At 36.2% G+C, this 15,624-nt stretch carries 12 protein-coding genes; 8 read left to right on the forward strand and 4 right to left on the reverse strand.

Features of this window, described 5'->3' with window-relative positions; translation table 11 throughout:
- Window positions 1-13: 13 nt before the first annotated feature.
- The 3 genes from ACRD69_RS20450 to ACRD69_RS20460 form a co-directional block, all read right to left on the reverse strand.
- Window positions 14-775, reverse strand: a complete 762-nt coding sequence (locus ACRD69_RS20450) for a UDP-2,3-diacylglucosamine diphosphatase (protein WP_430817002.1) — start codon at window positions 773-775, stop codon at window positions 14-16.
- A 220-nt stretch (window positions 776-995) separates the two neighbouring features.
- The gene (locus ACRD69_RS20455; protein ID WP_430817003.1) at window positions 996-2,153 is read right to left on the reverse strand and encodes a redoxin domain-containing protein; all 1,158 of its coding nucleotides are present in this window, start codon (window positions 2,151-2,153) and stop codon (window positions 996-998) included.
- Between the two features lie 189 nt (window positions 2,154-2,342).
- A complete protein-coding gene (locus ACRD69_RS20460; RefSeq protein WP_430817004.1) occupies window positions 2,343-3,479 on the reverse strand; it encodes a peroxiredoxin family protein in 1,137 nt (378 codons plus the stop codon).
- A 305-nt stretch (window positions 3,480-3,784) separates the two neighbouring features.
- Here ACRD69_RS20460 and ACRD69_RS20465 point away from each other — a divergent pair, with 305 nt between their 5' ends.
- From ACRD69_RS20465 to ACRD69_RS20500, 8 genes are all read left to right on the forward strand, one after another.
- Window positions 3,785-5,437 carry an AMP-binding protein gene (locus ACRD69_RS20465; protein WP_430817005.1) on the forward strand — a complete coding sequence of 551 codons (1,653 nt, stop codon included), beginning with the start codon at window positions 3,785-3,787 and terminating at the stop codon, window positions 5,435-5,437.
- Window positions 5,438-5,743: 306 nt separating this feature from the next.
- Window positions 5,744-7,216 (forward strand): phytoene desaturase family protein, encoded by a 1,473-nt coding sequence (locus ACRD69_RS20470; protein WP_430817006.1) that lies wholly within the window; start codon window positions 5,744-5,746, stop codon window positions 7,214-7,216.
- On the forward strand, window positions 7,213-8,049 hold the full coding sequence (locus ACRD69_RS20475) for a phytoene/squalene synthase family protein (RefSeq protein WP_430817007.1): 837 nt from the start codon (window positions 7,213-7,215) through the stop codon (window positions 8,047-8,049). Before ACRD69_RS20470 ends, ACRD69_RS20475 begins: the two co-directional genes overlap by 4 nt.
- Window positions 8,049-8,516 (forward strand): hypothetical protein, encoded by a 468-nt coding sequence (locus tag ACRD69_RS20480; RefSeq protein WP_430817008.1) that lies wholly within the window; start codon window positions 8,049-8,051, stop codon window positions 8,514-8,516. Before ACRD69_RS20475 ends, ACRD69_RS20480 begins: the two co-directional genes overlap by 1 nt.
- Complete coding sequence (locus ACRD69_RS20485) at window positions 8,513-8,971, forward strand: sterol desaturase family protein (RefSeq protein ID WP_430817009.1); 459 nt, start codon at window positions 8,513-8,515, stop codon at window positions 8,969-8,971. The genes ACRD69_RS20480 and ACRD69_RS20485 overlap by 4 nt, the downstream gene beginning before the upstream one ends.
- 308 nt (window positions 8,972-9,279) lie before the next feature.
- Complete coding sequence (locus ACRD69_RS20490) at window positions 9,280-9,990, forward strand: lycopene cyclase domain-containing protein (protein ID WP_430817010.1); 711 nt, start codon at window positions 9,280-9,282, stop codon at window positions 9,988-9,990.
- Window positions 9,991-12,091: 2,101 nt separating this feature from the next.
- Window positions 12,092-12,913, forward strand: coding sequence for a glycosyltransferase family 2 protein (locus ACRD69_RS20495; RefSeq protein WP_430817011.1), 822 nt, complete (start codon window positions 12,092-12,094; stop codon window positions 12,911-12,913).
- 262 nt (window positions 12,914-13,175) lie between these two features.
- A complete protein-coding gene (locus ACRD69_RS20500) occupies window positions 13,176-14,165 on the forward strand; it encodes a glycosyltransferase (protein ID WP_430817012.1) in 990 nt (329 codons plus the stop codon).
- Between the two features lie 13 nt (window positions 14,166-14,178).
- Here ACRD69_RS20500 and ACRD69_RS20505 read toward each other — a convergent pair whose 3' ends face one another.
- Complete coding sequence (locus ACRD69_RS20505) at window positions 14,179-15,171, reverse strand: glycosyl transferase family 90 (protein WP_430817013.1); 993 nt, start codon at window positions 15,169-15,171, stop codon at window positions 14,179-14,181.
- Window positions 15,172-15,624: the final 453 nt, after the last annotated feature.

Here is a 15,624-nt window from a genome sequence, read left to right on the forward strand (position 1 = left end):
TTCTAATATCAAACTACAAGTGCGTATCGAAGTACTTAAGCTCAACACTGTCTCCATCAAAAACACCATAAGAGAAGTGTTGTATCCAGTCGCCAAGAAATATTAACTGGCTTTCGGGCCCCACACTGACCTTTCGTGCCACATGACGATGACCGAATACAAAGTAATCGATAGCTTCTTCTTTCAAAACCTCTTTTGCATACAGCACAGCAAATTCTTTGTCGTCACCAAGGTAGCGGTCGCCATATGTTTTGTTGTTCTTTTCGCGACTTTTACCTGACCAGAAATCAGCCAATCCAATTCCACAATTAGGGTGAATTCGAGCAAAAAGCCACTGGGCAAATTTATTTGTAAATACAGACTTCAGAAAGTTATAATGGCGATCGTAATCTCCAAGACCATCACCATGGGCCAGGAAAAGCTTTTTGCCATTAAAATCTCTTACTATCGGCTGTCGGTAAACCTTAACTCCACACTCATTTTCGAGATAATCGAACAGCCAGATATCGTGGTTGCCTGTAAAAAAATGCACAGGTGTTCCACTATCCGTTATTTCAGATAACTTACCTAAAAATCGAGTAAAACCTCTTGGAACTACTTTTTTGTATTCAAACCAAAAATCAAAAATATCGCCCATTAAATAGATTTCGTCGGCCACATCTTTAATAGAATCAAGCCAGGCAACAAATCGTTTTTCATGTTGACGATGATTTTGAATGCCCGGAGCGCCTAAATGTACGTCGGAGGCAAAGTATATTTTTTTAGTCGTTTCCAAATACGGTATATCGTTTTTATTTAACGCACAAATATATTAGAAAAATCAAGTTTCTCCTAACTTAATAAACGTGGTAAATGATTGTTGAACAAATAAATAAATTGGTCGAAAACTTCAATCTCCGGGAATAGGGGATTGATAGTTATGTAAATGATTGATAATTAAAAAGCCGCGATCACATGTGATCACGGCTCAATGTTATTTTATTAACTGACAGTCGCTAAAGTATTTCATTAAGCTTATCAGTTAAACGATTGCCAAACAGGTTTTTACCAATTATTTCACCCTTTGGGCTAATAATATAGTTAGAAGGTATTTGTTTGATGTTATATAATCTGGCAGGAAATGAGTTGGTGTACTGTAAGTCACTTACGTCAATCCATTCATAACCTTCTTTTTTGATAGTACTTTCCCAAAGAACTTTACTCTTATCAAGTGATACAGAATATACTTCAAGATCTTTGTTCTTGTGCTTATCGTACATTTTTTTCAGGTGGCGGTTAGCGCCAACTGATTTTTCATCCCATGATGCCCAGAAGTTAACGATGATCGTCTTTCCTTCAAGTGATGATAATTTAATGGTGTCTCCCTCGATATTTGGCGCTTCAATATCAACATATCCGCTTTCTGCAGCTTTCGATTCAAATAATTCGTTTGTAAATTTCTCACGTTGTTGTTGAGCTTTTGCTCCAAGAACATAATTGTACAAGTGGCTCGCTCTTTCTGAGTCAGGGAAATACAAATTTAAGCTAGTAGCTAAAGTTGCGAAATACACCTGATCTTTTTTATCAAATACATTAAGCACTGCCGTATTATCGTCTAAATTCTGAAATAAGGCATAGTATCCAGCAAAAGAACGTGGGTTTTCCATGATAAATTCACCTACAAAAGCTTTGTGATCCAGTAATTTCTGATCGTATTCTTTCTCAAGCTCTTTCCTGGTTTCCTTATTCTCAGTAGCCTGATATTTGGCCACAAGTGTGTTAAGTTCCTTATTCAGCTTACGAATACGCTTGTTAAACATCTGAATGTATACAGAACCAATGGAATTACGCAATTGATAGCTTGTTTCAAGGTTTTTAGCATCGGCATTAATAACAATGGTCTCAGTAGTATCAGCTAATAATGTGATATAGTTATTGGGGCTAAGCTTAAGAACCAGGAATGTAGGCTCTGATAAACGATCTTGCTTAAATTCGAAGTCCCCATTCTTGATTTTAACCGAGTCAATGGTCACCGTCTGGCTTAAGTCCATTCGCTCCAGGTAAAGCATTTTGTCATTAGCGCCTTCAATATGACCACTAACAGTATATTTCTCTTTATTTGTACATGCATTAGCTAATAACAAAATTAGAAGTAAAAACAGTCCCTGTTTCATTTGTTTATTTTTTTCTTTTCAGTTGTCACTACTAACCCCCTCTAAATAGGGATGGAAATAACAGGTAAATTTTAATTATGCATCACAGTGCAAATTTTAAAAACTTACTGGTCGTTTCATTGGTAGATTCAATTGGTTGTACTAAAGTTTCTTCCTAAGAATAAGATCGCTCAAATATAGGATTTATTTTTAATTATTCTGAATGGCTGAACTTAGCTCTTCCAATTCCCTTGCGCGTTTCACAATTATTCTATTCTCATCAAGCAGCAAAAGAGAAGGCAATGAATTGAGCCCGAATTTTTTCATTATTGGAGAGTCTTTACCCTTGAGGTCTGAAAGGTGCAGAAGAGCTAATCTGTCTTCTCTGATAGCTTTCAGCCAGTTATCTTTATTGTTGTCTAGAGAAATCATGTAAATCTGAAGACCTTGACGCCGATAGGTTCGACTCCATCTCATCAATTGTTTGCTAACTTTTCTTGATGCCTCTTCGTCCGATTTCCATAAAACCAATAACGATTGTGTTTTAATCAACGTATCCAGATCAACTGCCTGGTTCCAAGCATCAGGAATCGTTACAGAGGGAAGTGTTCGTCCTTCCTTTGTTATAGCATTAAAAAGATTAAAGCTCATTATTGAATCAATCCTGTTGGCAAAAAGTCTGACTGGAATATATTCAGGATATAAGCTATTAAGCTGGTTGCTTGTTTCATACAGGTAATCAGCTTCAGACTCGTGATTGAACATGTAATGATTACCCGCCTTTAACTGCGATGCCACAAGTGGAAGTAAAGTATTCCGATGATTCTTTATAATACGTTTAAGCTCCTTGCTGCGTTTGTCAATACTGATGTTAATTCGGTTATAAATGGAGTCCCGGACTCTAAAATAATCATCAGCAACCACAGAATCAGGAATGGTTGAGGTGATAGCTGCAATTTCATTTTTTAGCTTAAAGGCACTGCCCTGACATCTCCACAAGGCCTTTGTAGTTTCATTTCCTGTTATAGTCAGGTCAGGCGATTCCTGATTGAAATTACCACTTATCGAGGAAGGGAATGTTCCGCCTATTAATAAGGTCGAAATGGTTTCACCATCAATGCGCAGCTCGTAAATGGCTTCCGGAACCGAATCTCTTATGAAGACCAGGTTATTTGTCTCCTCATCGATAGATGCTTTATCAAATAATTCAAACTCTTCATTTAAAATGTATAACTCAGCTTCTCCTGTTATGCGAATGTCAGGCTTAAGAGTTAAGTAAGGCGTTTTTTGTGGCTTTGAACACGCAATAACAGCCAGAGAAAAAACAAATAAAACAAGGTGCTTCATGCTAAGGAAGTTTACACAAAAATATAAAAAAGAAGCCAGATAGAAACTGGTGGTTCAAACTATATGCAAGCTTGTATGGTATGAATATTTCGATTGCTATCAGGGTAATGCTTCTAAATTGTGGCATGGCTATTGTTTAAAGAAATTGATTTGTGAATATATTAGGCTGATATTGTAGTGTTTAAACTTGTTATTTAGGTAGTATTAGAATTTTGAATAAATTTGGTCGGATATTAAACAGTTCAAATTTCACCTTTTACAAGTTATTGGGTTGATAAGCGACTGTAACGAATAAAACAACCAATATGGAAAATAACGGATACTTGAGCTTTGTGGAACAAGCTCTGTCCAGTAATGGAACATTAAATGCCTTTAGTGATTTTAAAGGAGAAACAATTACTTATAATCAGGTGGGAGAGCGAATAGTTGCTTTACACCAACTATATAATGAACTTGGTATTAAAAAAGGGGATAAGGTAGCCTTAATAGGTCGCAACATGACCAGCTGGGCGGTCGTCTATTTGGGTACCATAACCTATGGCGCTGTCATTGTTCCTATATTACCGGACTTTAACTCAGGAGATATACACCACATTGTCAATCATTCAGAATCAAAACTTTTATTCACAACCGATTTGTTGTTTGATAAACTGGATGAAACGAAGATGAAAGGATTGATGGGTATAATATCTATCAACCAATGTATTTCGCTGGTTGATAATGTGAAAGGTGGGCTGGGAGAGTGTGTGGAAAAGCTTCAGGCTTTTTTTAAAGGTGATGGAAGTAGCTTTAATCCCGAACAACTAAATTTTCCTGAAATCGAATCAGAAGAGGTGATGGTGTTATCATATACCTCTGGTACATCAGGCTTTTCAAAGGGTGTTTTGTTGCCGCATCGTAGTATATGGTCAAATATTAAATATGCACAGGAGCATTTGATTTTAAAGCCACAGGAGCGTGTGGTGTCGTTTTTACCTTTGGCACATGCTTACGGTTGTTTATTTGAATTTTTATGGCCTTTTACAATGGGGTGCCACATAACTTTTTTAACACGAACACCATCGCCTCAAATTATAACTGAAGCCTTCCGTAAAGTGAAGCCGCATATCATTTTATCTGTTCCGCTTATTCTTGAAAAGATTTTTAAGAAACGTGTACAGCCCCAGTTGGAAGAACCAAAGGTTAAGGCCTTGCTTAAGATTCCGGGGTTAAATAAAGTTGTTTACAATAAGGTTAAAAAGAAATTGTTTGAAGTTTTTGGCGGAGAGTTTCGTGAAATCATTATCGGAGGAGCAGCCCTTAATAAAGATGTGGAGCTATTTCTTCGAAAAATTGGCTTTCCATTTACAATTGGTTACGGGATGACCGAATGTGGTCCGCTGATCAGTTATGCCCCATGGACCGAATCACGTCGTTTCTCGGCAGGTGAACTGGTAGACAGAATGGAGGTGAAGATCGATTCTAAAGATCCATATAATGAGGTTGGCGAGATTTTAGTGAGAGGAGATAATACCCTTTTAGGCTATTATAAGAACCAGGATGCAACTGATGAGATATTTGGAGATGACGGTTGGTTGCACACAGGCGATTTGGGAGTTATTGATGAGCAAAACTTTATCTACATAAAAGGGCGAAGCAAAAACCTTCTATTGGGAGCTTCAGGTCAAAATATTTATCCTGAAGAAATTGAAGCAACTATCAATTCGATGGAGTATGTGCAGGAGTGTTTGGTTCGTGATAATGATGGAAAGTTGGAAGCACTTATTTATCCTGATTATGAAGCAACAGATGCAGAAAGACTCAATAAGGCACAAATAGAGCAGAAGCTGCAGGAAATCAAAGCAGCCACCAATAAGACCTTACCGGCATACATGAATATACAACAGGTTACATTATTTCCTGAAGAGTTTGAGAAAACACCTAAAAAGAGTATTAAAAGGTATAAGTATACCAAGTAGCAGATTCTAAAGGGTGATGTAAGTTTAAGCCTCTGAAATATCCTTTTGTTTTAAGCTATGAGTTACTGGCTGAAATAGGCAAAATTATTGTCATTACTGCCCTCTGTTTAATATGTGGATTATACAGTTTGCCATGTCTTAGACATGATTGAATCAATTAATAAAAGTAATAGGAAGCCACCTTTTTAAGGGGGCTTTTTTTATGGGCTATTGACAATAAGAGATAAAAACATCTTATTTATATGAACATTTATTAGTATCCTATGTTTAAAGATTACTAAAAATTAATAAACAAAAATTACACCATTGAAGCAGAAAAAGAAGATAATCATTCTGGGCGCAGGTTTTTCCTCACTGTCTGCGAGCTGTTACCTGGCAAAAGCAGGATACGATGTAACCGTGCTTGAAAAGAACGACGCTGTTGGAGGAAGGGCCAGACAACTTAAAAGGGATGGCTTTATTTTTGACATGGGACCCACCTTTTATTGGATGCCCGATGTTTTCGAACGCTTTTTCCTTGATTTTAACCAACAGGTGTCTGATTATTACGAGTTGCTGCGTTTGGATCCGTCCTATTCAGTTTGTTTTGGACAAGAAGATTTTGTCACGCTAAGTGCTGATATAGGTGAGATTAAAGCCACCTTTGAAAAGAACGAAAGTGGAAGTGGAAAACGTTTGACAGATTTTCTAAGTAAGGCTGAATCCAATTATGATATAGCTGTTAAAGACCTGGTGTATAAACCTGGTGAACATTTGTTTGAGATCGTGAATTCAAAAACAATAGGCCGCCTTGGAGCATTTACGAAGTCTATTAGTAAAGATGTAGCCGCTTACGTAAGTAATCCTAAATTAAGGAAAATACTGGAGTTTCCGGTTTTATTTCTGGGTGCTAAACCATCAACTACACCATCGTTTTACAATTTTATGAACTACGCCGACTTTATGCTGGGTACATGGCATCCTAAGGGGGGGATGTTTGAAGTGGCTGATGGTATACGACGCTTAGCAGAACAGCTGGGGGTTAAAATAATGGTCAATGCACCGGTTGATGATGTTTTAATTGAACAGTCGCAAATTAAAAAGGTGTATTCCGGTGGTCAGGAATTTATGTGTGACATCGTTTTAAGTGGTGCCGACTATCATCATACTGAGCAGTTGTTACCAAAGTCGTATCGGCAATATTCAGAAAAGTATTGGGATAAAAAGACTTTCGCGCCATCGGCTTTACTCTTTTATGTCGGTTTTGATAAAAAGCTTGATCATTTAGCACATCACAGTTTGTTTTTTGATGTTGACTTTGATCAACATGCATCCGCTATTTATGATAAACCCCAGTATCCTGATGATCCGTTGTTTTATGCCAGTTTTCCATCTGTTTCTGATGAAACAGTTGCTCCTGAGGGTAAAGAGGCAGGTATTTTTTTAATTCCTTTAGCCCCGGGTTTAGAAGATAATGAAGCAATCAGGCAACGTTATTTTGATATAATTATCAGTCGTTTAGAGTCTACGACCAAACAAAATATCCGTTCTCATGTTTTATTTTCAGAATCGTTTAGTGTAAATGATTTTGTATCGACCTATAATTCGTACAAAGGAAATGCCTACGGATTAGCGAATACTTTACTGCAGACGCATGTATTGAGACCCAAGTTGAGAAGCAGGAAGGTGAAAAATTTATTTTTTACCGGACAGCTGACTGTGCCAGGGCCCGGAGTACCACCATCATTGATTTCGGGCAAGATTGTGAGTGATTTAATCATAAAATACTATGCCCAATGAAGCAATTATTCGATACATCAAGTTACAACTGTAGCCGCTTGGTAACGCGTGCATACAGTACATCCTTTTCAAAAGCTATTACATTACTGGCACCATCTGTCCGGCCTGCTATTTATGCTATATATGGTTTTGTCCGTTATGCCGATGAGATAGTGGACACCTTTGATGGCTACAACCAGGAAGAACTGTTACTGGAGTTTGAAGAAAACTATGAAAAAGCTTTAAAGAGGCGAATAAGCATGAATCCTATTTTAAATGCCTTTCAGGAAGTTGTGCATCAGTACCGCTTATATGATTTGGTGCACTCCTTTATGGATAGTATGAAAATGGATTTGCAAAAGACTGAATACAATACAACGAAAGAATATGCAGATTATATTTACGGTTCGGCCGATGTGGTTGGTCTGATGTGTTTAAAGGTATTTGTCAAAGGTGATGAAAAAAGGTATGAAGAGCTTAAGCCTTCGGCCATGCGTCTTGGATCAGCTTTTCAGAAAGTAAATTTCCTTCGCGATTATAAAGACGATATGGAAGGATTGGGACGTTCTTATTTTCCTAACTTAAAAAACTCTTACCTTGACAATACCACCAAGCAGGAAATCATTCGTGATATCGAAGATGATTTTAATGAAGCTTACAAAGGTGTGGTGCGATTGCCTTTAGAGGGACGCCTGGGAGTTTACCTGGCTTATCGCTATTACAGGCGTTTACTGCAGGAACTTAAATCTGCTGATAGTAAGCGAATCAGAAACGAGCGTATACGTATAAACAACTTTCTTAAATTAGAGATTCTGGTAGAATCATACTTGCGATTTAAGTTAAATGCCATCTGATGCGATGGATAATTGCCATAGGATTTTATGTGTCATCTGTTGCCTTGTTAGCACAGCAGATAGCAGAAGTGCGTGAGCAGTTTCATACCATTAACAATGAGGAGCGATTAATGGCCTTTATTAAGTTGACCACAGAAGTTAATGACTCTAAAGCAACTCCTTATATAGAGGCAGCCAATATGCAAATGGCCAGGTATACAGCCAATCCTATTAAAAAACTGAAATATTTTAATGAGGGAAAAAAACAACTGGAATTATACATTGATAAAAACCCGTTTGATATTGAAGCGCGATATGTCAGGGCGCTTGTGCAAAGTGAGGTTCCTGATTTTTTGAATTATAATGAGCAATTTGATTCAGATATCTCGTATATATTGGACAATATTGATTCCAGTTTACTTCCACCTGAATACAAGAACACAATTAAGGAAACAATAAATCAACTTGTTAAAAAACAACAGTTATGATTGCCCTTTACATACTTATCACACTTGTAACCTTCGCACTGATGGAAGGTGTTACCTGGTTTACGCATAAGTACATTATGCACGGCTTCTTATGGGTGCTTCATGAAGATCATCACCACCCGGCTAAAGGTCAGGTATTTCAAAAGAATGACAGTTTCTTCTTTATTTTTGCAACACCCAGTATTCTGCTTTTTTTCTTTGGTGTTAATCCTTCGCTTAACATCTTGTTCTTTGTTGGTTTAGGGATTTTGTTTTATGGTATTGCCTACTTTTTAGTTCACGACGTGTTTATTCATCAACGTTTCACATGGCTTTCAAATGTTCAACACCCATATTTTAAGGGATTAAGGCGTGCGCATGGGAGCCATCACACAGGTGGTGAATGTTACGGTATGTTGTTAGTCCCTCGTAAATTCATTAAAGAGGCAAAAGAAAATTCGCTGCTGGTCGAATAAGATATGTAATTGAAATGCATAGGTTGAGGCTATACTGCACCAAATTTTAACGGTTTTTGGCATAGGTCAATACACTATGTATTTGATGTTGCTGTTTTATGTAGCAACAGTTATCAGTCGCTTAGCTTCCCGGGATTTATATGTTAATGTGCAATGATCAGAATTGTTGAAATTGATTAGATGTAAGATCAGGACACAAGGAAGTTGATGTTTGCTTGTAACTTTAATAAAAAGAATCAAATTAAAATAGGAATGTTACAGATCTCAGTGCTTGATAAAAATGTTCATTTATAATAATACCATAATCTATGGGGACTGAAATATATACTTATCTATTAATTAATGTGGCATGTATAATTGTTCCGTTTGTAGCAAGCTTTTATCCTAAACATGCATTTTATAAGGAGTGGCTTTTCTTTATTCCTGCTAACTTGACAGTTGCTTTCCTTTTTCTTGTATGGGATTATTACTTTACACATATGGGTATCTGGGGGTTTAATCCAAGGTATCTGACAAAAATATACCTTCTTAACCTGCCTTTGGAAGAAATACTCTTCTTTATCGCTATACCATATGCCTGTGTATTTACCTATTTTTCAATGAAATATTTGATCAGGATGAATCCTTTTACTCGTTTTCAGGGGTCGGTAACAATTGGCTTGGCACTACTCTTTTTAATAGTTGGAGTTGGCTTTTGGGGTAAGTGGTACACCAGTACAACAGCTTTGATAACAGGTTTATATTTGTTGGTAAGCTTTTATCTGAAACGTGACTTGTCATATGTCTATCTGTCCTATATTATTATAATGCCTTTCTTTTTTATAAGTAATGGAATACTGACCGGGACATCGCTTGAGGAACCAATCGTCTGGTATAATAATGCCGAAAACCTGGGCATTCGTATGGGGACTATACCAATTGAAGATAGTGTATATGGTTTTTTACTTATTTTGATGAATATTGACCTGTATGAATGGTTGAAAATGAAGACGCTTCGAATTCCGGCTAAAGCACTTTAAAGGATTAAGATGACAATAAGTGTGTCTTATGAAATGTTTTTACGGAAACTATTCCACATGTATCAATGTTCATATAGTTTCATTGAACCCTGCTATACTTAGATTATTGATTTGAAAAGAATGGAGTTCATCTTTTTCATGCATTATATATGCTGAAAATTACGCAAAATGCGTAGATAAAAAGTAGTTGTATTCCCACCATAATATTCATTTTTATTTCTCACCTTTGCAGCCTCAAAAAAATGGCATATTCCAGGTCGGGTCTGGAGTCCTAAAAGGCATTTTTACAACACCTACTCCTGGTGTTAAGCTACAGAATATTAGTGAATTGTGTGGTTTTTAATTTTCCTGTTTCATATTTGTATTTCTAATATTTCTGGGCTGTTTTGGCATTAAAAAATAATCTCGTGGTTCAATTCTGATGAGTTATGTTTAATAAAAAATGCGCAAAATGCGTAGATGTAAAGTAGTAGTTTTCCCACCATAAGTTCCTTTTTTGATTCTCAACTTTGTCATGTCCAAGATCTTTGAAACGTCAAAGGCTAGTTTTCAAACGAAAGTGCTTAAGGTTGTTTAAGAGGGCAGGTTGACATGATTGAGGGTAATATTACAAGTTTAACAGTTATTTCTCACCTAATGGTTTCTGTTCCTTTTAGCAACCTTATCAGAATACTGGTTTTAAGAAGAGATTTACGATCGTTAAAATCTAAAAGAAATTAATGTTTTTTGGTGTAAATCGAGAGCAGGACATCAATATGGCTAAAGGTTTTTAATAATTAGGAATATTTCATTAACCCTGATGTTCCTGCTCTTTTTAAAATTCAGTCAGGATGGTTTTTGATTGCATTAAATTCGTGATTATCTATTAATTAGAGTTTATTAATATTTGTGTAAATCGAGAGCGGGACATCAATAGACTAAAGGTTTTTTTGATAAATAGGACAATTTGAATAAACCCGATGATCCTGCTCTTTTTAAAAATTTAATTATGTGACATTTTTTAGCTTATAGATTTACAATGATTATAAATTTTTAGAGTGTTTAAATTTTGTTGCTGTAAATCCTGAGCGGGACATCAATGGACTAAAGGTTTTTTAATAATCGGGACTATTATTAAAAAAATGATGTCCCTGCTCTTTTTATCGTCCTTGGTAAAGGGTTGAACTTAATTAGTATATGGCGGACGATGAGATCATTGAAGTTTAGAATTTGATGCGGTTAATTTAAGGAGCAGGATGTCATATTTCCGTGCGTACTTTTAATTACATTCTTTTAAAAAAATGATGTTCTGCTCTTTTTTATAACTCATCATCAGAAATAATTGACTGGCGGTCTTACTACCACTAATTTCTTTGAAAAGTCAAAGAATTATTTTGTTTGCTGCTAAATGTATAAATGGAGCAGGTCATCACCATAGATAAAGGTTAATTTTTAATACTACAATTTGTTTGATATCTGATGTTCCTGCTCTATTTCTGTTAACCAGGTAAGGAATGCATTTATTGTGTTTGCTTCTTTTGATCATTATGAGTCTAAGATTTAAAATAATCATCAGGGCAAACTTTTAGATGATTGGCAAACCAACTGATAAACATATATATGGCGTGTGTTTCTGAAGGGTTGACACTTTTTTTATGGATTTCCTTTTTGAAATAACAATGTGACATTTTATTAATCTTAATGTTCGGTTTATTATAGGGGCAGGGCTGCTTCATAGTAATTTAGTAATTAGTGCTTTATAGAATTTGGAATTACGTGATAGCCCTGTTCCTTTTATTTCAATAAGTCACAAGAACAATTCAGGAAGCATTGGAAAATCACAGGTGACTTAAATGGTGCACATAAGTGTTTGAAATACCGGGCAGGACATCATAAATCCAAGTTTACTTTTATACAGAAATTTTTGTCTAAATCGATGTTCCTGCTCTTTTTTGCTATGCGTGATGGTGGCATTCTTCACAAAAGTTTTTTTCATGACAGTGCAATAGACATCTTTTTTAACCGGTCGCTTTACAATTATTTCAAGGCTGTTCCTCAAAATCACTGTTTTAAAAAGACCCTTAACTAAATATTAATAATGGCTTAAAGAATTAAAGAGTAAATGATTGACACGAGTGTTTCTGTTATAATTAGTTCATACAATCATCCAAAGTGGTTAGAGAAAGTGTTGATTGGTTTTTCATGCCAATCGGTATCTGGTTTCGAAATTGTGATTGCCGACGATGGTTCAGGTGCTGAAACGAAATCAGTGGTTGAAAAATGCCGAACAAACTTAGATTTAAACATACTTTATGTGTGGCACGAGGATAAAGGATTCAGGAAAACAAAAATATTAAATGAAGCTTTAAAGATCTCAACAGGCGAATACATCATCTTTACGGATGGTGATTGTATTCCAAGGCGAGATTTTATTGAAACACATTTAAGTAATGCAGAAGATGGCTATTATTTGTCAGGAGGATATGTCCGCTTACCATTGTCGGTTAGTCGTTTAATTGGTTTTGAAGATATTGCTTCAGGCAGGGCTTTTAGCATTCGTTGGCTGCAAAAAGCAGGGGTGAAAAGAAGTTTTAAACTATCGAAGTTATCAGGCTTTAAATGGTTTACTCAGATGATGAATTTAATAACACCTGCAAATGCTACATGGAATGGATGTAATGCTTCAACATGGCGTGAGTACTTTTTTGAGTTAAATGGTTTTAATGAAGATATGCATTATGGCGCAGAAGATCGGGAATTTGGTTCGCGTCTTGATAATAAGGGGTTGAGATCAAAACAGATACGTTATTCGGCCATATGTATTCATCTTGATCATGCCCGTGCCTACAAAAATAAAGAACACCTTATCGCGAATCAGACGATATGGCGTACAACAAAAAGAAATAAGTTGATTGTCACAAAGAATGGTATCCAAAAACTATAGGTGATTTAGTATTGATTGTAGTTTTTTAATATAAATCCATATAACCATAGGGTTAACAGAGATTCAGTTACCTTCAGATCACGCCCCTCTGTGAACTCTGTTTTCTCTGTGGTTAATTTGTACACCTGGATTCTTAGTTATTTTTTATTGTGGCCGCCACTTAATACCTCATTGATTTTTTCTGATATATCTGTTTGGGGTAGCTATAGAAACTAATTAAAAGTCTTAATTTGGCTGTCTGAAACATTGATAGCCCGATGATATGAAAGTATTAATTGTATATAACGGAATTATTCCAACACCTCTATATGGAGGTACTTCACGTGTAATCTGGTATTTAGGAAACGAGCTTGTGAAAATGGGTCATAGTGTTAGCTACCTTGTAAACAGGGGCTCATCCTGTCCGTTTGCTGATGTGAAGACAATTGATACGACTAGGCCCATTGTTGATCAAATAGGTGATGATGTGGATCTTGTACATTTTAATATGCTGGTTCCCGATGTAGAGAAATTGAAACAACCTTACGTTATTACCATGCATGGAAATGGTAGTAAGGATGTGAAACTTCCGCTAAATATGATTTTTGTTTCAAAGAACCATGCCCATCGCTATGCCTCTGAAAGTTATGTGAATAATGGATTGGACTGGGATGATTACAGGAAGCCCGATTTATCAAAGAGCAGATCTTACTTTCACTTTCTCGGTAAGGCAGCCTGGAAAGTTAAGAATGTAAAAGGCGCTATCAATATCATTAAGAGCACAAAGAGTGAACAACTTAAGGTTCTTGGCGGTACACGTTTAAATTTCAAGATGGGTTTCCGTTTTACAACAAGCAGACGTGTTTCTTTTCATGGCATGGTAGGAGGTGAGGAGAAATATGAGCTCCTGAATGGCTCCAAAGGATTAATATTTCCAGTAAGATGGCACGAGCCATTTGGATTGGCCATAACCGAAAGTCTATATTATGGTTGTCCTGTTTTTGGAACACCCTATGGCGCATTGCCCGATCTGGTAAGCAATGAGGTTGGATTTTTATCTAATAAGCAAGATGAGTTGGTGGAGGCCATTAATAATGCCGATCAGTTTTCGGTAAAAGCATGTCATGAGTTAGCTCTTGAAAAATATAATTCCAAAACAATGGCGTTAAGCTATCTCGAAAAGTACGAACAGGTTTTAAATGGTACCTCGTTAAATGATAAAGCTCCTTACCAGGAAAGTGCTCCTGTTAAAACGCTGTTGAATTGGGAATGAAAAACTGAAACAATTAATTCTTTTGCAGATTAAAATACTTGTCCAGCACCATTAGTGAAATAAGTCTTTCACGCTTTTTGTTTCTAAACTGGTCAATGTACTCATGAGCGTTTTTAACTATTGCTTTCGCTTTATCTGGATTCGCGATGTAATAGTTCATTTTCTCAACAACATCGGAATAATCATCTTTAACCTGTATGTAATGGTAGTCAGGAATTAATGTATCTTCCATAAACCATGTCTCATAATTGGGTTTTGGCATCATTGCAATTGAGTTGGAAGCCATCACCCACTTTAAGCTGGTAGCAACATCGTAACCCTCAATAACCATTACAAATTTATATTGCAGCATTTCATACATGTTCAGCTTGGGTTTACGCCAATGCAGGTATGGTTCCAGGTTACTGACATGTGCCACATTACATTGGGGATGTCCAAACCATTTTTCGATAAACTTAATACGCTGAATGTGTACAGTTTTAAAGGCTCCCCGCCAAACCAGTAAATCTTTCTTTTTGTCGTACGGTGTAATGTCATTAGGAAAAGTGAAATGACGTATCTTATTCAGCTTTAAAAGTATAGAATTCTGATTGGTATGATTAATGGGACGACTTTTAACAATGGCCGGATGCTGAGGAACTTCAGTTACATCTCCAAATTCGTAATCGATGTATTTATTGTCAGGGAAGTATCGTGTTATTTCACGGGTGTCAAAAAAATAGGTGCGTTGTTTTTTTCCTGGTTTAAGAGTTCCTAACTGCCTGCTTTTATTGCTTCTGGCAAAAGGAGTGTTGAGCTTATTGTAATAATTAACCCGTTTGTCTATATAAGCCTTCTCTGAATTAGTCTTTTTATTGTAAGTTGCCAGTATCAGATTTCTCCTTGTTTGAAACAAGAAGCTAGGAATCAGAAGTTTTAAAGCACTTTTGAAATAATAATACTGCTTAAAATTTCGATACCGAAAGGTCATCCATTTTGAAAACCATTTTTTATTACGTACGCCCATTTTATCCCTTTATATACAAGCTGCCGTAAAAGTAGCTAATTCCCATTAAATGTAACCAAAGGCAGGTGCCGAATTTGTTTGACCGGGTAGAATTAAACCCTGTACTGCCAATTCATTGTGTTGAACTTGTAATGAGATGTATTTACGCAGAAGTGCTAACAAAGAGATTGTCTCCTCTTATTTCTTATTGTTAAATTGAGATGCAAAAGTGTTGGCGTTTTCTACAATGTACCTGGCTTTATTTCCGGGTTATGAATGTAAGTCACCAACGTCAATGGTCATTCTTAATGCAGAACAGTGCTTAAAATTCTTGTGTGTAAAAAGATTGGGATAATAACTGATTGGCTATGAAATGCTGGTATATAGGAGTTTGAAATCTACAAATGTTTGATTGTTTTTGATATTTACCGGACTTAAACTGATAATTAAAGCTTTTGAGTCTGAATAATATAA

It is taken from the genome of Carboxylicivirga agarovorans, assembly GCF_050589845.1.
Classification (GTDB): domain Bacteria; phylum Bacteroidota; class Bacteroidia; order Bacteroidales; family Marinilabiliaceae; genus Carboxylicivirga; species Carboxylicivirga agarovorans.